Below are 20,259 nucleotides of genomic sequence, written 5' to 3' on the forward strand. Positions count from 1 at the left end.
CTCCGGCCGCTCTTTTTTTATCTATACTATAACCATAGTGGGCAGCCTTAAGGGTGCGTCGATGAAAATTGTGTTTATTCACAGCATGAACAAGCAACAGTATACGGCTACTTCATTACGTCAACATTGGCTGCATCTCTTCAAGACAGGCCTTCGGAAAAACCCACAACAGCAAGCTCGGTTTACTTATTTAAAACGGCATATCCGTATCCCTTTTTATGGCGATTTATTTTCTCGGCATCATTTTCATAACGTCTTGAATGCCAGCACCCTGATGCCGCAACAGTGGCCGCATTTCCCTTTTTTACATCCCGCACAGCTGCAACCGGCATCGCCACCAGACCAATGCACCTATCAAATTTGTGACGTCCCGCAGTCGAATATTGATGATGTCCTGAATTTCAATCAAAAACTAAAGTTCATCACAGCATTAAGCAAAGATATTGCCTTGCGGGATTTTGCGGTACTCATCAATTACTTTCCCAGCTTACATGCCAGCTTTTTGCATAAATTTTTGCTAGAAAGTTATCTTTATTTGGCCAACCCACATTTTATGCAGGAAGTTCACTGCCGCATTCATAATCAACTCTATAGCAGCAGACCACAGATTCTGGTGGCTCACTCACTCGGCAGCGTGATTGCCTATAATTATTTGATCCAGCATCCGGAGCTGAATATCAAGCGTTTTATTACTCTCGGATCACCGTTGGCATTTCGGGTGATCCAGGCTCATCTGCCGCAACCAATTGTACGGCCTGCTGCGATTTCAGGCGATTGGATAAATTTCTATTGTAGCGATGACTTTCTGACTGCCTTTCCATTATCAGAACCACCCTTCCAGTTTCAGCCAGCGATTATTAATCAGGAGATTCATACCTCCATCTATCATCCGCATGATATTGATGGTTATATTCAGCATCCGGACGTCATTAAAGTGCTCCTGGAATTACTATAAAACTCACGCCAAACTCTAAATTCAACTTTTACAGCTCCATTCATATTCTTTTTCTATTTAATAAAATCTTTCATCCAGACCTACCAATTTACTGCTTTTTCTGCCTTTTTTATAAATATACAGATGTCTGTTAATGATTGTTTTATCAAAGATAATTTACACATTAACGCCACAAAAAGTGCAGCTTGGCTTGCCGCAATTTTCTCTATACTGTGAATATATAGATCGACCTCCGTGAGGTATCGATGAAAGTTATTTTTATTCATGGAATGAACCAGCAACATCATAGTGCTGCATCGATTCGCCAGCGCTGGCTGCATATACTTCAAAAAGGCATTCGCAAACACCGTCATGATGCCAGATTCAGTTATTTACGACGTCACATTCACATTCCATTTTATGGAGACTTACTTTCACACTATAACGTTCGCAACATCCTGAATCCTGGCACCTTAATGCCCCAGCAATGGCCCAGCTTTCGTTTCCGTCAACCTGTCCATCCTCAGCTTCCTGCAACCGTTCCACGTCCTGGCTGGCGCAAGCCCGTGATTTCCGATCTTCCCCAGCTTCATTTGAATGACACGATGGATTTTAAACAGAAATTCAAATTTATTACCACGCTAAGCAAAAATGTTGCACTGCGAGACTTTGTATTATTGCTGAATTATTTTCCCAGTCTGCATCGGAACCTGCTTCAGAAATTTCTGATTGAAACCTATCTGTATCTCGACAATCCTGCTTTCATGAAGGAAGTTCATGAGCGGATTGCCCGGCAATTGAATGGTCGCAAACATTGTATTGTGATTGCTCATTCTCTGGGCAGTGTAATTGCCTATAATTATCTTATTCAGCATCCTGAACTGAACGTACAGCGTTTTATTACTTTAGGATCGCCATTAGCCTTTCAGGTGATCCAGTCACATTTACCGCAACCCATTGTACGACCTGCAGCAATTAAAGGCGACTGGATAAATTTTTATTCAACTGATGATTTTCTTACCGCCTTTCCTCTTACACAACCGCCATTTCAGTTTCAACCCGCAATTATTAACCACGGCATTCGTACCCATATTCACCGCCCGCATGATATTACCGGCTATTTACTCCATCCGCAGGTGGTAGAAGCAATTCTGGAATTGCTTAAAAATCCAGCTTAAACCATGTAATTTTCCAGTATTTTCTCTAGATTGTTTTAAATTTATGCACTCAACCCAGAAAATCATTTTTTTATGGAAATGCGTTTGACACCCCCCTGTTTTCACCCTATTATACGCCCACCTCTGAAACGTCCCTATCGTCTAGAGGCCTAGGACATCGCCCTTTCACGGCGGTAACCGGGGTTCGAATCCCCGTAGGGACGCCAATTTTCAGAAGTACATTTTATTAAGTCCCTATCGTCTAGAGGCCTAGGACATCGCCCTTTCACGGCGGTAACCGGGGTTCGAATCCCCGTAGGGACGCCATTACTTAAAGCTAAAAGTAGCGGTTTTAAAATTTATCTTCTGTACTGTCCCTATCGTCTAGAGGCCTAGGACATCGCCCTTTCACGGCGGTAACCGGGGTTCGAATCCCCGTAGGGACGCCATATTCGAGATGGCAACATCTCAACAAAAAGCCCGAGCATTGCGACTCGGGCTTTTTTTATCTTGCAAATTTTATTTCTGAAAACTTTAAACCTTGTTTTTATCATTCGTTCAAATCTAGCTCTCTTTCTGGGGGCTGCCATCCCATTCTTAATTTTACAATTTGTATTGTTTTAACATTTCTATGCATAGAAATATCCGTTCATTTTCATTTAAAGCAATACACCAATAAATTAGAACAAAAATTCAACACCCTGCTTTTAGAGGGCACGTTAAGGTAAATCAAGAGAAATCTGCAAGGATCAGATTATGTTCGTCAGCACAGAGCTAAGTTTACCTTTATCGCCAAATAAAAATCATAATTATCAAATTAAAAGCTTTAAGGATTGGGTCGACTTTTTTCAAGATACTGAAATTTCGACATATACCAAAACTGAAAAAGCTGAATCTTATTTGAGCGATCTGATTAAAAATTTAAATATTGATACTCTCGGATGGTTAGATCAGCCCGCACAGGTTGAACAGCATCTTTTAGAACAACATCATCAAATCTGTTCCACTTTCCAGGCCTATATCAATCGCCGTAAACAGCAGCAGCCTCGGGAATATTTTCCAACGGTTTCTCATGCTTTCGAATTCCTGGCGAAAGTTGCACCGGTCAAACTGGTCGATGGTGCCTGGTTATATTCGACCGTGCCAAACTGTAATCAGCCCGAGCTAAAAGATTTGATTTACATCTATCTCGAAGAGCTTGGTTTAGGGCATCCGCGTGCCAATCATGTCACCATGTATCAGGACCTGTTGAGTCATTATGAGCTGAACAGTTACGCCGAGCATTTGGATGACAGTTACTACGAACAGGCTGCCGTACAGCTAGCACTAGCTTATGCCCCAGCCAAATATTTACCTTTGGTCATTGGCTTTAATCTCGGCTATGAACAGTTACCGCTACATCTGTTAATCACCAATTATGAACTGGCTGAACTGGGTATCGATCCGCATTATTTCAATGTGCACATTACTATTGATAATGTTCACAATGGTCATGCGCAGAAATCCCTGCAAGCGTTTATCCAGCATTTTAATCAAGCTGAAGATCCACAAATTTATCTTGAACTGATTAAAAAAGGCTATGTTCTGAATGACATCGGCAAAAGTTCCTCTCAGATCATTAAGGAACTGGATATTGGGCAGATGGCTTTAAAAGTTTTCCAGAATAAAGCGCTGATTGGTCAATATATTCATAATCAGAAATGCCAGTTTAGTGGCAAGACCATCAATGACTGGTTATCCGATCCTGCCCAGATTGCCGAGTTTTTGCAGGTCATGATTGACAAAGGCTGGATCGTAAAAGATGCACCAGTGGAGCAAAGCCGTTTCTGGAAAATGATAGATCATCCGGAAGGTAAAATGTTTGGGGTCTTTAATGCGACCGAAAAACAGATTATTAAAGACTGGATTCAGGGCGCAGGCTTGGCAACTCGCCTGTCCTCACGTAGTGCAACCCCATCACAGGCAAAAATTGAACCTGCAATGAGCCGTATGGATCAGCAGCGCTTGAATCAGTTAAAAAGTCGCTTCATGCGCTGTGAAGGTGCGGAACAGAAAATTGATTTACTGATTCCTTATACTGCACCGCATATGCATCATACTGAAATTGGTTTATGGGCGACTCGTCAGTTAAGCCAGTTATTATTTCCTTTTCAGACCCAGGCGATGCATTATTCCTAAAGCACCCCTAAGTGCCAGAAATTAAAAAACCGGACATTTGCAGTGTCCGGTTTTTTAATAAAGATTAAGCCGATTTTCGCGAGTTTAATTGTCCCTTGATCACCGCTTTGACATTGCCTTTCAGATACTGCAAAAAGACCTTTAGTGGTGACAGCTTTGGATTAGGCTGCTTGCCTTTGGCAATTTCTTTAAACTGCGCGGCATACCAGATGATTTCCATAATCGCCATTTTGTCGACCATTGGAATACCGGTTTTAATTTTCTCAACCGCATAACGTACATCCTGCCCCGCAACCAGACGATTACCCAAGTCAGGTTCTACCGCAAAGGGACGTGCAATCCCGACAAAATCACAGGCACCACTGTCGAGCGCGGCATTCATGCCTTCAACTGTTCGGAATCCACCAGTGACCATGATATGGCACTTCACTTCCTGACGGATTTTTTCGGCAAAATCGAGGAAATAGGCTTCACGGGCAATGGTCGAGGCCTTGCGCTTGTCTGCTTTCACGCCGGCCATCGCAGGTGCTTCATAGCTACCACCTGACACTTCAATGATATCAATGCCTGCAGCGTCCATCGCCTTAAAGACATAAATGACATCTTCTTCGCTAATACCGCCACGCTGGAAATCAGCTGAATTCAGCTTGACTGAAATAATAAAATTTTCCGAAGTCGCAGCACGAACAGCCTGATAGGTTTGCAGCAAGAAACGGGTACGATTCTCAATACTACCACCCCATTGATCCTGACGCTTATTGGTCAGCGGTGACAGAAACTGGCTAATCAGATAACCATGTGCCCCATGCAACTGCACCCCCTCAAATCCTGCTTTTTCACAGATGGCAGCCGAAGTGGCAAAGCGCTGGATAATATCCAGGATTTCATCTTCACGCAATTCCCGTGGGGTTCCAAAGCTCATGGCCAAAGCCGGACTAAATGGGACTGCGGACGGTGCAACCGTTTCTTTATTCAGACCTTTGGGACACTGGCGGCCCGGATGTGACAACTGGACCAGTTGTACCATATCATGTTGTTTGCCTACGTCAGCCCAGACTTTGAGCTGCGCCAGATCACGTTCTGTTTCTACCACTACGACGCCCGGTTCATTCTTGGCACGATAATCCACCATGACATTACCCGTAATAGCACAACCCAAGCCACCTTCGGCCCATGCTTCATACAACTTGAAATGCGCCTGATTGGGTTGGCCGGCATCATTGGCCAGTGCTTCACTCATGGCACCTTTAATGATGCGATTTTTAAAAGTGGTATTACGAATTTGAATGGAATCGGCCAATTGAGTCATGATCTGTCCTGATACGTTACTTTTATTTTGTACCCATTTATAACGTAAGCCAGAACAATTGACAATCAGTCTTGTCAAATTTACACAATTTTTATCTGCTTATTTTCTTATGGTTAAAGATTTTTGTGATTTAGTTTCTTGGATCAAAAGCATCCCGTACCGCTTCTCCCATATAGATCAGCAAACTCAGTACAATCGCCAAACTAAAGAATCCCGACAATGCCAGCCACGGCGCATTTAAGTTGTTTTTGGCCTGAAGCAAGAGTTCCCCGAGGGATGCCGAATCGGGTGGCAGACCATACCCTAAAAAATCCAGCGCTGTCAGTGCAGTAATATTGGCGGTTAGCATAAAAGGTAACTGTGACAGGCTAGAACCTATCACATTGGGGAGAATATGTTTGAACATGATCCGTCCATCCCCGGCCCCAATACTTCTTGCTGCCCAAACGTATTCCAGATTTCTGGCGCGCAAAAACTCAGCGCGCACCATACTCACCAGTGTGGTCCAGCCAAATAACAGCATGATCAGAAATAGCCAGTAAATACTCGGACTAAACAGACTGACCAGTACCATCACCATAAACAGCATCGGCAAACCGCTCCAGACTTCGAGTATGCGTTGCCCGATCAGGTCAATCCATCCACCATAATAACCCTGAATTGCCCCTGCTAAAATTCCCAGCGCCGCAGACAATAAAGTCAGTGCAAAACCAAACAGTAATGAAATCCTTAAGCCATATAGAATCCGTGCCAGAACGTCACGGCCTTGATCATCTGTTCCCAGCCAGTTTTGCGCACTCGGTGGCGAAGGCACTGGTACAGCCAGTTCAAAATTTGGCGTTTGATAAGAAAATGGAATGATGGCCCAGATCGCCCAGCCTTTTTCTGCAATCAGTTGCTGTACAACGGGATCTTTATATTCTGCTTCTGTCTCAAATACTCCACCAAACGTGGTTTCCGGATAGGATTTCAGGATGGGCAGATAAAAAGCATGATCATATTTCACCAGCAAGGGCTTATCGTTAGCAATTAGTTCTGCACCCAAGGAAATGATGAAAATAGCACTGAAAATAATGAAGCAGCTAAAGCCTAGCTTATGCTGCTTAAAACGTTGCCAGCGTGCTTGCATCAAGGAAGACATTATTGTGATCCTCGACGTGAACTGAAATGAATCCTTGGATCAATCAGTTGATAGAGCAAATCGCTGAGTAAACGCAGTATCAGACCGAGCAAGGTAAAGATAAACAAAGTACCAAAAATCACCGGATAGTCACGCTGGATAATCGCCTCAAAACCTAAGACGCCTAACCCATCCAGATTAAAGATAATCTCGATGAACAGGTTGCCCACGAAAAACACCCCGATCAGAACTTCGGGCAAACCTGCGATAAGCACTAAAATGGCATTCCGGAATACATGCCGATACAGCACTGCATGTTCAGTTAAACCTTTGGCCCGCGCAGCCAGGACATATTGTTTGCTCAGCTCTTCCACAAAAGAAAATTTGACCAGATAGGTCAAACTGGCAAATCCGCCGAGCACCATGGCCAACAGCGGCAAGGCCATATGCCAGAAATAATCATGAATTTTCGCAAAGAATGAGAGTTCAGCAAAATTTTCAGAGCGAATGCCCTGCAAGGGAAACCAGTGCAGATAAGACCCGCCAGCAAAAAAAACGATAAGTAAAATGGCAAAAATAAAGGCTGGAATGGCATAGCCCACGGCCAACATTAGAGAGGTGGTCTGATCAAACAGACTGCCATGTTTGCGGGCTTTTCTAATCCCTAAAGGAATGGAGACCAGATAAATCAGCAAGGTACTCCACAGGCCTAAAGAAAGCGATACTGGCAATTTTTCCCAGATGAGTTCAGTCACAGGTTTGTCTTTGAAAAAACTCTGCCCCAGATCAAACTGCGCATAACGCGTTAGCATTTCCCAAAATCGAATATGCAGCGGCTGGTCAAAGCCGTACTGGATATTAATCTGCTCAAGCATCTCCGGTGTGAGGCCTTGCTTTCCCTGATACTGCAATCCGGTATGCGCCAAACCATTGACCTGTTGCGCCTGATAAATCGCCTGCTCCACCGGACCACCGGGTGCCAGCTGGATCACCATGAAATTGATCAGCAAAATGATCAGCAAGGTTGGAATCATCAGCAACAGACGTTTGAGAATATAAGTGCTCATGGCACTCCCTGATAGGCTTGGAGCTTAATGCTGTTTGAAATAATCAGCCACATGTCTGGCCTTTTCTGCATCGACCCACCAGTAATCAATCCCGGCGGAGAGTTTAGGTTTTCGTTGCGGCTGCTGATACATATTCCAGTAAGCATACCAGTATTCACCCGTACCATAAGTCAGAATATGATAATAGCCTGCACGCAGTAAACGGTCTAATGCTCGGGTACTATTCACCAGCTGTTCACGGTTTTGAGCCTGTGTCACCTGCTGAATGACGGCATCAATGGCCGGATTTCGAATGCCGGCATAATTATAATTACCTGGCTGCGTGGCGGCCTGACTGCCCCAGAACTGTTTCTGCTCCTGCCCCGGTGTCAGGGATTGCGGCATGGTATCGACAATCATATCAAACTGATAATTCCGCAGCCGTTCATAATATTGCGCGGTTTCTACCATACGAATGCTGGCCTGAATGCCCAAGCGTTTTAAATGACGCAGATATGGCATCAGATCACGCTGCTGTTCCGCCTGATGCAACAGGAACTCAATCTGTACCGGTTGACCCGCAGCATTGACCAACTTCCCCTGTTGATAACGATAGCCTGCCTTTAATAGCAATTGACGGGCTTTTAACAGATTGTTCCGGTTAAAACCGGAGGCATCTGACTGAGGATATTTCCAGTCCTGCAGTACAGCCTGACGTTGAACCGGATCAAGCTGCTTTAAATGGGGTTTCAAAATGTGCAGTTCTTGAACACTTGGCCGTGTATGAGATGCAAGCTCGCTATTGGAAAAAAAGCTGTTCAGGCGCTGATATTCACCATAGAACATGGCTTTATTCAGCCATTCAAAGTCATAGGCAAAACTCAAGGCTTGGCGGAAACGGATATCGGCAAAAGGCTGACGGCGGGTATTGAATATCAGACTCTGGGTCGGAATCGGGTTGTGATGCTGAAAGCGGTAACGCTGCACCTGTCCTTGCCGAACGGCGGGAAACTGGTAGTCTTTCACCCAGCGGTTGACCTGTTTTTCCTCATGCAAGGTAAATTGGCCCGACTTGAAAGCTTCGAACTTGATTTCAGGACTACGATAATAACGATACTTGATCCGGTCAAAATTATAACGCCCGCGGTTGACCATCAAGTCTTTTCCCCAGTATCCGGGATTACGTTTGTAGCTAATACTACGTCCAGCATCTATGTGTTCAATGACATAAGGCCCTGAACCCAGCATCGGTTTCAGCGTCAATTCTTTAAAATTACGCTTTTGCCATTCCTGTTTAGAATAAATGGGCATCTGCGCGACAATCATCGCCATTTCCGGATTATGTCCGGATTTAAAATGCATTTTGACCTGTAAAGGTGACAGGACTTCCAGCCGGTTTAAATCAGCCAAATACATCTGCAGGCCAAAATTGGACTGGGTCTGAAACAGTTCAAAACTGTATTTGACATCTTGTGCAGTTACCGGCTGGCCATTACTAAACCGTGCTTTCGGATTTAAATGAAAAATAATAAAGGCGGTTTTCTTGGGGTCAAAACTGACTTTTTCCGCCAGCAAGGGATAGTACACACCGGGCTCATCCAGTGACTTGGACAGCAAACTGTCAAAAATATAGTTGCCCCCCTCAGTGACATTGCCCTTGCCATTCATGCTGTTCAAATTATCGAAACTGCCATCAGCTGCCAGAATCAGCGTACCGCCTTTCGGTGCTTGCGGATTGGCATAAGGCAGGGATTTGGCCTGGGCATATTTCGGCTGGCTATGTAGTGCAATATATGGGGTGGTGATCAGGGCTGCCCAACTGCTACTTACGAGCAGCGGGGCTAGCCAGATCAACCTGAAAGTTTTAAATAAATGCGCGAATCTCATGATCCATTCATTAATTCGGCACTTTAATCACATCACCAATACGCAATTGTGTATTTGGTTTGAGATCATTCATTTCCGCCAGTTCATTGCTGTTCAGACCATAACGTGAAGCCAGACCGATTAAGGTATCACCGCGTTTGACTTTATAATCCGTCACCAGTTTTGGAATCTGGATCGTTTGACTGACACGCAATCCTGCGCGTGGACTCAGATTATTTAACTGAGCCAGGTCGGTCACGCTTATGCCTAAACGGCTGGCAATTGCATTCAGGGATTCACCGGATTTTACCGTATAGGATTCAGTTGCCTTAGAAGCTACAGGCTTAGCTGCCACTTTCACGCCTTCAACTTTTTTATCTGTCGGAAAGTCACCCTCAATTTTTAAACGCTGACCAATACGCACTGTGCTATTGGTATTCAGGCCGTTCAAATCAGCCATATATTGCAGTTGTAAATGATACTGACGTGCAATAGAGCTTAAGGTTTCCCCTGACTTCACCACATGCGAATCCGATTTTGTATTCTTGACCGCAGTTTCCGCGACCACTTCACTTACCGGTTCTGTCACGTCACCACTCAGTTTCAGACGCTGCCCCACTCGCAAACCTGCATTACGTGACATGCCATTCAGGCTCGCCACCTGGTCCATTGACAAATTATATCTTGAGGCAATACCGGTCAGCGTATCACCCGATTGAACCGTATAGGTTTCAGGGATTTGACTGCCGGCTGGAATCTTGATGGTCTGACCTATACGTAAACCACTATTGGCAGACAACCCATTCAGTGCAGCCAGTTCAGAGACACTCAGCTTGCTTTGACTGGCAATAGTATACAGTGTTTCACCGCGTTTGACCTGATAGTTTTCAGTTGCAGTCTGATCGACTTTAACATTTTCAAACTTCTGCTCAGTTTTCTGGCTAGATGCCGTTAGCTCTTCAACTTCCTGAAGTGGTACATTGATTTTCTGTCCCACCATCAGACTGCTACCGGCAGTCAGACCGGAAGTCAAAGATGCCAGTTCAGCATTTGAAAGCCCGTAACGATCGGCAATCAGTTTCAGATACTCACCGCGTTTCACTGTATAGGATTTAGTCTGAACCTTGGCAGTTTCAGCTTTTTTAATCTCTTCAACTTTGGCTTTGGACTGCCCTGTATCTTTCAATGACAGCTTTTGCCCAACAAACAGACCGCTATTACTATTCAGTCCATTAAAATCAGCCAGTTGTTTCACGCTAAAACCAAACTGGGTCGCTACGCTAGTCAGAGAGTCATTGGCCTGAACGACATAAGTTTCCGGCTTTTCTTTGGCTTTGCTGGCTTCCTGTACAGGTTTGGCATCATACAGATAAATGGTGGTGCCCACATACAGTGGAGAATTTGGATCAATCTGGTTCCATTTCGCCACATCACGCCAGTTCACCCCATTTTTAGCCGCAATCATTGCCAGATTATCACCTGGTAACACCTTATAGGTACTGCGTTTTCCTTTTGGAGCAACCACTACCACTTCAGAATCCGTCTTGACGTAATTTTTGCCCTGATTTAGCTTGGCTTCAACCGAGTTCGCAGTGGTATTGTCAGCAACTTCTTTCGGATAAGAAAAGCCTTTGGTGAGCTCTTTGCCTTGCTGCTCAGCAACAGACAGGCTGGTTTGAATGGCAGTCAGCTTGATTTTACCGTCATAAGGATCAACAATTTCTGTGCCAGCCGGCGCCAATGCTTTCAGCTCTTCAACCACTTGGGCCTGTTCTGCCGGTGTTGCAACAGGCTGCAGAATTTCATCTACAGTTTTCTGAATATCCTGTGCGATGACCGCCTGCTGAACTTGCTGACGCTCAGCTGCCGAAATCGGTGGTTCGACCTGAATCTGTTTCGCTGGCGCTGCAGGTGTTACAGCTACCGGAATACGCGGCGCACTTGGAATTGGCAAATCACTTTGTGCCGCAAAACTGGCCAAGGCAGATGAGCCTTTAGGCGTCGAAATCTTTTTCGTAGTCTGGGTCACAGTATTTGCCGTTGTCGCGGTACTTACCGCTGCTGTGACGACAGGTGGCGTACTTGCAGCTTTAGCCGGAGTCGTTGTTTTAGCAACGGTCGTTGCAGGCTGATTACTAACAACCGCTGGCGGAGTCTGTTTAGAAGGCGTAATCGTTTTCATATTTAATTCTGGCGGTGCAGCTCTGGTGGGCACCACTGTCGTCGTATTTCGCGGCAGGCTGCTCGTGTTACTCGCCCATAAACCACCTGAACCGGATAATTTTTTCAGCTTCTCATCCACTGAAGGACTTAAGTCAGCAGGAATCAGAATACGGCGCGGACTTGCAGGATCAATATGATCACCACGATGACCCGGGTTTAATTGATACAGTTCTGCACGGCTCAAACCGGTAATCGCTGCAATTTCATTTAAACTGGCAACACCGACCGGTACTTCACGGAAATGCGGACGGTTGGCAATCGGTGGCAAACTCACCCCATAACTGCCCGGATTTTTAATAATTTGTGCAACCGCCAGGAAACGTGGCACGTAACTCATGGTTTCTTGTGGTAGTTTCAATGACCAATAATCGGTAGGCAGACCTGCAGCTTTGTTACGGTTAATCGCCTGCTGGATACGGCCTGGGCCTGCATTATAGGAAGCGAGCGCCAATTCCCAAGAACCAAACTGGTTATACAGACTGCCCAAAAACTCATAGGCTGCACGGGTCGATTCCACTACATCACGACGACCATCGTATAAAGAAGTCTGCTTTAGACCATAAATGCGGCCGGTACTTGGAATAAACTGCCATAAACCTGCTGCCGCCGCACTACTGGTCGCTGCCGGGTCATAAGAACTTTCAATAATCGGTAACAGTGCCAACTCGGTCGGCATGCCACGGCGTTCTGCTTCTTTTACTGTGTAATATAAATAACGTGATGCACGCGCACTTAAGCGATCCAGATAAGGCTGACGTGAAATAAACCAGCCACGCTGCGCATCAATCCGCGGATTCCAGACACTTAAGTCCATCTTGAAACCCACGGTCATGCGTTTCCAGACATCACCATGTTTCAGAATCTGTAAACGGTCACCTTCGACTGCACGCATATCCGTTGCAGAAAGTAAATCTTCGAGTCCATCCAGACTGCTGGCATCCAGATATTGTGATCCAACCTGCTTGCTTGATGCTGTTTGGGTCGCACTTTGTGTAGATGAACAGCCCGTCAGTCCTAGAGAAGCAAGCGCAGTTCCCAGTACAGAATATTTTAAAAATGTAGGTAATGTCGGCTGCCACAAAATTGCGGTTGGTTTATACATAAAGAAATCCAAACAACTCGTATATAAATTTATTTTTTAGATATGCCATTGTAGTGAAGCATGTCGAAGACTCAAGCCAATAATTTACCGCGATTTCACGTTAAATGTTACAAGAAATTAAAAAATCCTGGACATATAGATTGATCGACTGCATTTGCGCTATACAATAAGCCTTCCAGCTTGTTCTATTTTGATCGGATTTAATCTATGTCACACACTATCACACTTTATGTTGATGGCGCCTGTCGCGGCAACCCGGGTTTAGGCGGTTGGGGTGCGTACATTGTTAATGGCCAACAAGAACACAAAATCTGTGGCGGTGAAGATCATACTACTAACAACCGTATGGAGCTGACGGCTGCCATTGAAGGGATTCTGTTTTGTGACAAGCAAGACAAACTGGTGATCTATACCGATTCCAAGTATGTCAAACAAGGCATTACCGAATGGATTCACGGCTGGAAAAAGAAAAACTGGAAAGACGTCAAAAATCCGGATCTGTGGCAAAAACTTGATGAAGTCTGTCAAGGACGTGACATCGAATGGCACTGGGTCAAAGGTCATGCTGGACATCCGGGCAATGAAATGGCCGATCAGCTGGCCAATCTGGGTGCTGATGAAACCCTGAAAAAATCCAAGCAAAGCCCTTCAATGTCTGAAGATAAAAAAAAATCTGAACCCGACTGGTTGCTAGACGATCCTTTCGGTCTTGATCTGGCCGAGAGCGAAGAAGAAGAGCTGGAAGAAATCATCGAAGTGACTGTTGAAGAAATTGTACAGACTGAAGTTTTAGCAACAGACAGCAATGACGATGCTTCATCTTCAGAATCATCTGCCTCGACTGAGCTACATCCGCAAATTGTCATTACACCAGCAAAGCTACAGCTGCATGGCCCACGACAACTGATTCTGGATACCGAAACCACCGGTTTTTATTATCAGGATGGTGACCGGATTATTGAAGTTGGCGCGCTAGAAATGATTAACCGCAAACTGACCGGCAGCTCGATTCATATCTATATCAATCCGAAAACACCGGTCGGTGATTCCGTGAATGTCCACGGGATCACCGACGAATTCCTGCAAGACAAACCGCTGTTTGAAGAAATTTCTCAAGTGCTGTTTGACTATTTACACGGCGCGGAAATTATTGCGCATAACGCGACCTTCGATATGAACTTTCTGGATATGGAATTCAAACGCGCAGGTTTTAAAGCACTCTCCGAAGTCTGTGACGTCACCGATACCCTGGCACTGGCCAAGTCCAAGCATCCCGGTCAGAAAAATTCGCTGGATGCCTTAGTGCGCCGTTACGAGATTCCACAACGTGACCGTACTTTCCACGGTGCCTTGCTCGATGCGGAAATCCTGTCCGATGTTTATCTGGCGATGACCGGTGGACAGGTGTCTTTTGATATCGATGCCCTGTCCCAGTCTGAAGACCAGAACAGCCGTTCAGGGATGGCCAGAGTTGAAATTGAATTACCGGTGATTCTCCCGTCAGAACAGGAATTACAGGAACATGAGAATTGGGTCAAACAATTCGAAGAAAAACATGGAACTGCTTGCCTTTTCGCGAAATAAAATCTACATTTCCGGGGATACTTTAGGTTTAAAACTATCGTTCTTCAGTTATAGTAAATACAAAGAGGCCCCGTAGTTTAAAGCGGGGCTCATATATAGATAATACTCCAGGAAAGGTGCAGATCATGTCTTACCAAACCTCTATACATTTTGATCCAACAGCTTTACTGATAATAAAAAATGAGGTTGATAACTCGATCAAGTTAGTCGAATCAGCAGTAAGCACCTTGGTAGAAGACCAGACTTTACCTTTTGGTATTGATGATGCATTAAATCAGTTCGAACAATGCGCCCAAGTTCTGGCACTCATCGACATGTCCAGTCTGGCAAAAGTCGCTCAATATTCAGCAGAACTGATGCGCAAGATTATGGGGAATCCGGCGCAGGTCAATACTCAAGAAGTGATCGCCTTGAGTGAAGGCACCACCATGCTGAAACGCTATATCGAATTTATCTGTTTGCGTGAAGTGAAAATTCCACAGTTTTTGCTGGATACCCTGAACCGTCTGGAACTGGCTTTAGGTAAACCGCTGACGACTGAAGGCCAGCATGTAGAATCGCTACTGGATTGCGTCACCCCTGATTTTGCACTGCCACAAGCACCAAGTCTGGAAAAATCCCAATATGTACACCGCCTGTATAAGCTGTCACTCAACAAGCTGATCAATCAGGAAGAAAGTGAACTGGATCTGCAAGCCATCAAACTGGTGGGGGCTTATCTGGCAGGACTTGCAGAACAACATGACAGCAAGCAGTACTGGAATCTGGTCTATGTCGCGTTGAACAATATTGATCACCTGCTGATTAATGAGCCACGCCTACGCACATTGGTGAGCATTGAACGTAACATGGCACAGTATTTTAGCTCGGCAGACAGTTTCAAGGCTTCGCTGGCTGATCTGGCCAATGTGCTCAGCCTGTGTATCAGTCAGGAAGATGAAACTGCGCAATCTATCCGTAGCCAGCTCAATGTGGGCGATGACCTGCTGACCGATATGCAATTACAGGTCTTCAGTCGCCATCTGTATGGCCCAGACTTTGAAACCATGCATACCATCAGCGAATTGGTGACCACGGAAATGGCGCAAATTCGTAATGACATCGAGTTCAACTATCAGAACATGACGCCTGAAAAGACTCAGGAACTGCAGGCACAACTGAATAATCTGGCGAATATCTTCAAGGTATTGAACCTGAATGAAGCCTATCATGACCTGACCCGTCAGGCCGCTTCACTGAGCCAGCCGGAGATGATGCAGGATGCCAGCTTTGCCCAGCAGTTGATGAATGTCATTCTGTCTGCCATGAACTCGATTGGCGTACTGGAACGTCATCAAACTTCGAGCCGCTTGCAGCTGCGCGTCAACAACATGAATATTTCTCTGGACCGTCTGGATGAAGCACACGCTGCTTTACTCACAGAAACCAAGGCCCTGATCGAGCTTTCTAGCCAGATTCTCAGCAATTACCTGCAAGATCATGACTTGACTGCACTCGAACCTGTTCCAGTACAGTTTTGCGAGATTGGCGGCGCGATGCTGTTCCTGAATGCAGAACATGTTCGTACTGCATTCACCACCACTGCAGAATTCATCAAGAACCGTATTGATCTGTCGATTGCATTAAGTCCGGAAGAAATTCATCGTGCTTTAGACACCCTGGCCAGTGCCGACATGATGATTGATAACTTAAAGAACAAACAGCCTGTATTACAGGCGATGTTTCAGGTAGCATTGGACAGTAGTGAGAAACTCAAAATAGTTGCCTAATGTCCAAATTATCACTTGCTTATATTTTTCAACAACAGCAACTGCTGGTCGATCAACACTTTCAACTTCCACGAGTTGAAGCCTTAGCAAGTGATTTGCTACTCCACACGGGTGATCAAGTGATTGCCCGTGATCTCCTTCCCGATGAGCCTATTCCTGCAGGCTTACAACTGGTTCCCATCCGTCAGCTGTTACAGTTCTGGAATACCCAGCAATTTGAACAGGCCAGTCGTGCGGTACAGCTTTTAGAATGGCGTCGTAACCATAAATTTTGCAGTCATTGCGGCACAGCGACTGAAGCGCATGCTGTTGAATATGCCATGGTCTGCCCATCCTGCAACTACCGTCAGTATCCACGGGTACAGCCTTGCGTTATTACTGTTATTACCAAAGGTGAAGACGAGATTCTGCTGGCCAAAAATGCACGTAATACTAAAAGCCAGATGTATGGACTGATTGCCGGTTTCGTTGAAGTGGGTGAAACGCTGGAAGATGCAGTACGTCGTGAAACGCTAGAAGAAGTTGGCTTACAACTCAAGAATATTCAGTATCTGGCCAGCCAGCCCTGGCCTTTCCCAAGCAATCTGATGATTGCCTTCAAGGCAGAATATGCTGGCGGTGAGCTACAGCTGCAGGAAGAAGAAATTAGCGATGCGCAATTCTTTAAATTCGATCAGCTGCCTGAAATTCCGTTTAAAGGCAGTATTGCCCATGCCATGATCATGCATGTGACTCAAGGTACGCCCGTCGCAGACGACACCAAGACCTGGCTGTAAATCTGTATTTGAAAGATTTAGCCCAACGGCTCAAAAAAAGAATCCAGGGGAGATCATCCACTGGATTCTTTTTTATCTAGTGCTTGGTTAAACTAACATATCAGTATCAGGATTTAAATGCATCCTCGAGCGCCCAAAGCACCTGTGCCTTGGTCTGGAAAAACCGGCTAAACAAACTGGAGAGTGAACCCACAATCGTAATATGACCAAGTTTCGGAATTTGAATCAGATGGCTATGATTGCCCTTCTCTTTCAGTACGCGGTCCAAATCCTGGCTATTGAAATGCCCAACAATCTTGTCTTTTTCGGCAATAAACAGATAATGCCGGATTGAGCTATTTTTAACAAAATAATAAGGCATCACCTGCTGATAAGGCACCGCCTGATCAAATGCATCGGCACAGATCGGATCATTTTTGTAATCAAAATGATAAGGCCCCGCCAGACCAATAATCGCCCGAATTTGACCGTGGTCAATACTGGCAGATTGCGGATGGTACAAGGCAGACATGACATTAAAGGCCCCGGCAGAATGTCCCATCAGGACCAGATTATCAGCACAGATCTGCAAGTGCTTAGCCGACTGCTGCAAATGATTCAGTAACAAATGCAGATCATGAATATAAGTTGGGAAAATATGTTGTGGTGCCAGATGATAATTCATTACCACCACGTCATAACCTTCTTTGGCAAAAGCCTCGCCAATAAACTGATAATCCTTTTTATCGCCATGTAACCAGGCACCGCCATGCACAAAAACAATCAGGGGACGATGGAGCAAAGGCTGCTGACTCCGAAACAGGTCAAAGCGTTGCCGGGATTTCAGGCCATAGGCCAATTGGGTTTCGACTGTGTAACCTTGTTTCGGAGTTAAACGATTTAAAGCATAACTACCAAAATCGTATAACCGGAAATCTTGATAGTGCTGTTGAAACTGCAAAATACGCTGTGAGAGTTGGGTTTTAAACTGGCCGACCTTATGGTTCATAGGTCGGTTCAACCGTATCAGGATCAATCGCCACTGGCGTCTGTTCAATACCCGGCTGCGCATATGCCGGTGCGGCAAAGTTTTGATTAGCCAGACTTGAATATTGCTCCACATTATCAATTAGGGTCACAATTTTAGTGACATTACCCACCTGTTGTAACACCTGATTCAGGTCAGCAATCTCGGCACCATTTAAACGACCCATCACATACAGTACGCCATCTTCAGTATGCACATGCACTTTACTATCCGCTACCACAGTCGCTTTCATGATCAAGCCACGGGTATTTGCAGTCACCGCAGTATCCTGCATGATGGTGCTATAGCTGATCTGATTGCCGACAGTAATAAAATTATGTACCGCTTTGACATCACTCATGGATTTGACATTATCTTCAGCCAGTTGCTTTAAATGGGCATCCGGCACCTGACCGGTCAACAAGACATTGCCATGGAAACTTTCAATATTGACCCGGGCCTGCTTAAAGCGCGAATCCAATTTATAAAGATTAATTTTTGCAGTACGGACAATTGAGGAATCAATAAATACCTGCCCCAAGGTGCGCGCCCCACTTTCAGTTCCGACAGGAGCCGTACCTGTGCCGCTGGAAATAAAACTTGCACAACCTGATAAACTTGCGACACACAGCATTGTTATTGCAATACGCTTAACCACTCAGCAAGACTCCTTCATTTTATTACGTCTTTTTCAATCTAATAATCTGTTTTCAAGCTCAGATCATGTCAATTCTGCTTGAACTTTACAATGATCTTGAAGCAAATATAAGCATCTTTAGACCTTATTTTGTTCAAAGGTTAATAAACTCTTGATCAAAAGTAAAAGCATTTTCAATCCATTCCAGATCATAAGGGTATTGCGAAAAGTCATGCTGTATGGTTTTTGCAAATTGCTGTTTAAAATCAAAACAAATCACGTCAAAACGATAGTAATAGTGTGCAAATTGTGGATTTTTCTGAATAAAGCACATGGCTGTCTTGAGCATTTTGCCCTGTTTCGCTCTGGAAACAGACTCGATCGCTTGCGCATATCGGGTTTGCGCACGTGCTTTGACTTCCACAAAGACCAGTTCCTGATCACGCACCAGAATCAGATCCAGCTCGCCATAGCGACTGTGATAATTGGCGGTCAGGAACTGAAATCCATGGTTCTGCATCAGTTGAGCCGCTTGCTGCTCCGCCCATGCACCTAATTGCTGTCGCAGCATTGCTCTTTCGCTCATAGTAGCTTGACACCTGTGCCACTGTACTGGAAACATTGTGGACTACGCTGAATACTGTGGTCCGTGATTTCAATTCGCCCAGTTCTACCCTGAAATTCAATATGCTGCAAATGCGGTTGTGACAGGTACTGCTGGGTGATCTGCCAGGCATCGCCACCGAAGGCAATCAGGCGCTGATAGGACATATCCACCGGCTCTTTGGTATAGGCCTGTAGAACATCCGGCCAGTCAGCCAGATAAAGCACAGGTACATCACAGAACTTGATTCCTCGTGGCGGTTTATGCTGTTCGCTAATCCTATTGGCCACGGTATACATCCGTTTATGGCTTAATTCAGGTATGGCAGCCAGCCCTTCTGCATTGCCGAGGTATAACAGCCCTTGTTTTGGCATTAAAAAAATGGGCGCCTTGTTCACGATCTTGAATTTCAGATCACTTTGACTGAACAATGACATCAGCAACAGTTCATACTCGGCTTCACTGCCCGGCTGGCGTAAAATCAGCAGCTGTTGAATTCCATCTTTGTGCAATAAGGTTTTTAAGGCAGCGGCATCTTCTTTTTTGGACAGGCTGAATTGCCAGACTTGGGGTGATGACCCTGCTACATCATTCAGGCTGAGGGTACGTACTTTAGGTTTGCTCCTAAGTAGTTGTTCTACATCGCTACGCGCCAATGGACCCACCACCATTTTGGTTTTTTTATTGACATGCTGCTTCAGTAGCTGGGAGATATTTTTCTGATTGGAATTGACCCATTTCAATGGGACTTTCTGCCCGGAAGTAGCATAGGCGCTGAGAAATCCCTGTTTGATACTCGATGCAGCTCGCGCCAAAGGTCCGGATTCGGGTAGAATGATCAACACTTCTGCTTGTACGCTGCTGATGTAGCTGATTAAACACAAGCCCAATATTTTATTTTTAATCTTCCATTTTTTATTATTCAATTTATTCCACATGGAGAAACCT

At 45.2% G+C, this 20,259-nt stretch carries 15 protein-coding genes and 3 tRNA genes; 9 read left to right on the forward strand and 9 right to left on the reverse strand.

Annotated elements, in window-relative coordinates:
* The first annotated feature begins 61 nt into the window (after nt 1-61).
* From F891_RS04225 to F891_RS04255, 6 genes are all read left to right on the forward strand, one after another.
* Nucleotides 62-955, forward strand: coding sequence for an alpha/beta fold hydrolase (locus F891_RS04225; RefSeq protein ID WP_004279542.1), 894 nt, complete (start codon nt 62-64; stop codon nt 953-955).
* Between the two features lie 245 nt (nt 956-1,200).
* A complete protein-coding gene (locus F891_RS04235; RefSeq protein WP_005262295.1) occupies nt 1,201-2,112 on the forward strand; it encodes an alpha/beta fold hydrolase in 912 nt (303 codons plus the stop codon).
* A 130-nt stretch (nt 2,113-2,242) separates the two neighbouring features.
* Nucleotides 2,243-2,318: transfer RNA gene (locus tag F891_RS04240), tRNA-Glu, on the forward strand.
* A gap of 24 nt (nt 2,319-2,342) precedes the next feature.
* Nucleotides 2,343-2,418 (forward strand) — tRNA-Glu (locus F891_RS04245).
* Nucleotides 2,419-2,464: 46 nt separating this feature from the next.
* Nucleotides 2,465-2,540, forward strand: a tRNA-Glu gene (locus F891_RS04250).
* Nucleotides 2,541-2,847: 307 nt separating this feature from the next.
* Nucleotides 2,848-4,269 carry an iron-containing redox enzyme family protein gene (locus F891_RS04255; protein ID WP_004730198.1) on the forward strand — a complete coding sequence of 474 codons (1,422 nt, stop codon included), beginning with the start codon at nt 2,848-2,850 and terminating at the stop codon, nt 4,267-4,269.
* Nucleotides 4,270-4,333: 64 nt separating this feature from the next.
* Here the strand turns inward: F891_RS04255 and F891_RS04260 are convergent, their stop codons facing one another.
* From F891_RS04260 to F891_RS04280, 5 genes are all read right to left on the reverse strand, one after another.
* A complete protein-coding gene (locus F891_RS04260; RefSeq protein WP_004279536.1) occupies nt 4,334-5,578 on the reverse strand; it encodes an NADH:flavin oxidoreductase/NADH oxidase family protein in 1,245 nt (414 codons plus the stop codon).
* Between the two features lie 130 nt (nt 5,579-5,708).
* Nucleotides 5,709-6,719, reverse strand: a complete 1,011-nt coding sequence (locus F891_RS04265; RefSeq protein WP_004279535.1) for an ABC transporter permease — start codon at nt 6,717-6,719, stop codon at nt 5,709-5,711.
* On the reverse strand, nt 6,719-7,765 hold the full coding sequence (gene yejB, locus F891_RS04270; RefSeq protein WP_004279534.1) for a microcin C ABC transporter permease YejB: 1,047 nt from the start codon (nt 7,763-7,765) through the stop codon (nt 6,719-6,721). Before yejB ends, F891_RS04265 begins: the two co-directional genes overlap by 1 nt.
* A 24-nt stretch (nt 7,766-7,789) precedes the next feature.
* Nucleotides 7,790-9,631: an extracellular solute-binding protein gene (locus F891_RS04275; protein ID WP_004279532.1), complete on the reverse strand. Its 1,842-nt coding sequence runs from the start codon at nt 9,629-9,631 to the stop codon at nt 7,790-7,792.
* 10 nt (nt 9,632-9,641) lie between these two features.
* On the reverse strand, nt 9,642-12,935 hold the full coding sequence (locus F891_RS04280) for a LysM peptidoglycan-binding domain-containing protein (RefSeq protein ID WP_004279530.1): 3,294 nt from the start codon (nt 12,933-12,935) through the stop codon (nt 9,642-9,644).
* A 207-nt stretch (nt 12,936-13,142) separates the two neighbouring features.
* Here F891_RS04280 and dnaQ point away from each other — a divergent pair, with 207 nt between their 5' ends.
* The 3 genes from dnaQ to nudC all read left to right on the forward strand — a co-directional run bounded on the left by dnaQ (nt 13,143) and on the right by nudC (nt 17,064).
* Nucleotides 13,143-14,519 carry a DNA polymerase III subunit epsilon gene (gene dnaQ, locus F891_RS04285; protein WP_004279528.1) on the forward strand — a complete coding sequence of 459 codons (1,377 nt, stop codon included), beginning with the start codon at nt 13,143-13,145 and terminating at the stop codon, nt 14,517-14,519.
* 125 nt (nt 14,520-14,644) lie between these two features.
* Entirely contained in the window at nt 14,645-16,288 is a 1,644-nt protein-coding gene (locus tag F891_RS04290; RefSeq protein ID WP_004279527.1) for a hypothetical protein, read from the forward strand.
* Nucleotides 16,288-17,064, forward strand: coding sequence for an NAD(+) diphosphatase (gene nudC / locus F891_RS04295; protein WP_004730202.1), 777 nt, complete (start codon nt 16,288-16,290; stop codon nt 17,062-17,064). Before F891_RS04290 ends, nudC begins: the two co-directional genes overlap by 1 nt.
* Before the next feature lie 106 nt (nt 17,065-17,170).
* On the opposite strand, the gene F891_RS04300 is transcribed toward nudC, so the two are convergent.
* The 4 genes from F891_RS04300 to F891_RS04315 all read right to left on the reverse strand — a co-directional run bounded on the left by F891_RS04300 (nt 17,171) and on the right by F891_RS04315 (nt 20,249).
* Nucleotides 17,171-18,052, reverse strand: a complete 882-nt coding sequence (locus tag F891_RS04300) for an alpha/beta hydrolase (protein ID WP_004279524.1) — start codon at nt 18,050-18,052, stop codon at nt 17,171-17,173.
* On the reverse strand, nt 18,042-18,728 hold the full coding sequence (locus F891_RS04305) for a BON domain-containing protein (RefSeq protein ID WP_004279522.1): 687 nt from the start codon (nt 18,726-18,728) through the stop codon (nt 18,042-18,044). The genes F891_RS04300 and F891_RS04305 overlap by 11 nt, the downstream gene beginning before the upstream one ends.
* 133 nt (nt 18,729-18,861) lie before the next feature.
* Nucleotides 18,862-19,278 carry a YraN family protein gene (locus tag F891_RS04310; protein WP_004279521.1) on the reverse strand — a complete coding sequence of 139 codons (417 nt, stop codon included), beginning with the start codon at nt 19,276-19,278 and terminating at the stop codon, nt 18,862-18,864.
* Nucleotides 19,279-19,289: 11 nt separating this feature from the next.
* Entirely contained in the window at nt 19,290-20,249 is a 960-nt protein-coding gene (locus F891_RS04315) for a penicillin-binding protein activator (RefSeq protein WP_004730204.1), read from the reverse strand.
* Between the last annotated feature and the right edge of the window lie 10 nt (nt 20,250-20,259).

The organism is Acinetobacter sp. CIP 101966 (genome assembly GCF_000369725.1).
GTDB classification, from domain to species: Bacteria; Pseudomonadota; Gammaproteobacteria; order Pseudomonadales; family Moraxellaceae; genus Acinetobacter; species Acinetobacter lwoffii_Q.

Coding starts and splice junctions, on each gene's coding strand:
- F891_RS04300 (WP_004279524.1), bottom strand. CDS start 18,052: ATGAACCATAAGGTCGGCCAGTTTAAAACCCAACTCTCACAGCGTATT.
- F891_RS04275 (WP_004279532.1), bottom strand. CDS start 9,631: ATGAGATTCGCGCATTTATTTAAAACTTTCAGGTTGATCTGGCTAGCC.
- F891_RS04260 (WP_004279536.1), bottom strand. CDS start 5,578: ATGACTCAATTGGCCGATTCCATTCAAATTCGTAATACCACTTTTAAA.
- F891_RS04310 (WP_004279521.1), bottom strand. CDS start 19,278: ATGCTGCGACAGCAATTAGGTGCATGGGCGGAGCAGCAAGCGGCTCAA.
- F891_RS04255 (WP_004730198.1), top strand. CDS start 2,848: ATGTTCGTCAGCACAGAGCTAAGTTTACCTTTATCGCCAAATAAAAAT.
- F891_RS04280 (WP_004279530.1), bottom strand. CDS start 12,935: ATGTATAAACCAACCGCAATTTTGTGGCAGCCGACATTACCTACATTT.
- F891_RS04315 (WP_004730204.1), bottom strand. CDS start 20,249: ATGTGGAATAAATTGAATAATAAAAAATGGAAGATTAAAAATAAAATA.
- nudC (WP_004730202.1), top strand. CDS start 16,288: ATGTCCAAATTATCACTTGCTTATATTTTTCAACAACAGCAACTGCTG.
- yejB (WP_004279534.1), bottom strand. CDS start 7,765: ATGAGCACTTATATTCTCAAACGTCTGTTGCTGATGATTCCAACCTTG.
- dnaQ (WP_004279528.1), top strand. CDS start 13,143: ATGTCACACACTATCACACTTTATGTTGATGGCGCCTGTCGCGGCAAC.
- F891_RS04225 (WP_004279542.1), top strand. CDS start 62: ATGAAAATTGTGTTTATTCACAGCATGAACAAGCAACAGTATACGGCT.
- F891_RS04265 (WP_004279535.1), bottom strand. CDS start 6,719: ATGTCTTCCTTGATGCAAGCACGCTGGCAACGTTTTAAGCAGCATAAG.
- F891_RS04290 (WP_004279527.1), top strand. CDS start 14,645: ATGTCTTACCAAACCTCTATACATTTTGATCCAACAGCTTTACTGATA.
- F891_RS04235 (WP_005262295.1), top strand. CDS start 1,201: ATGAAAGTTATTTTTATTCATGGAATGAACCAGCAACATCATAGTGCT.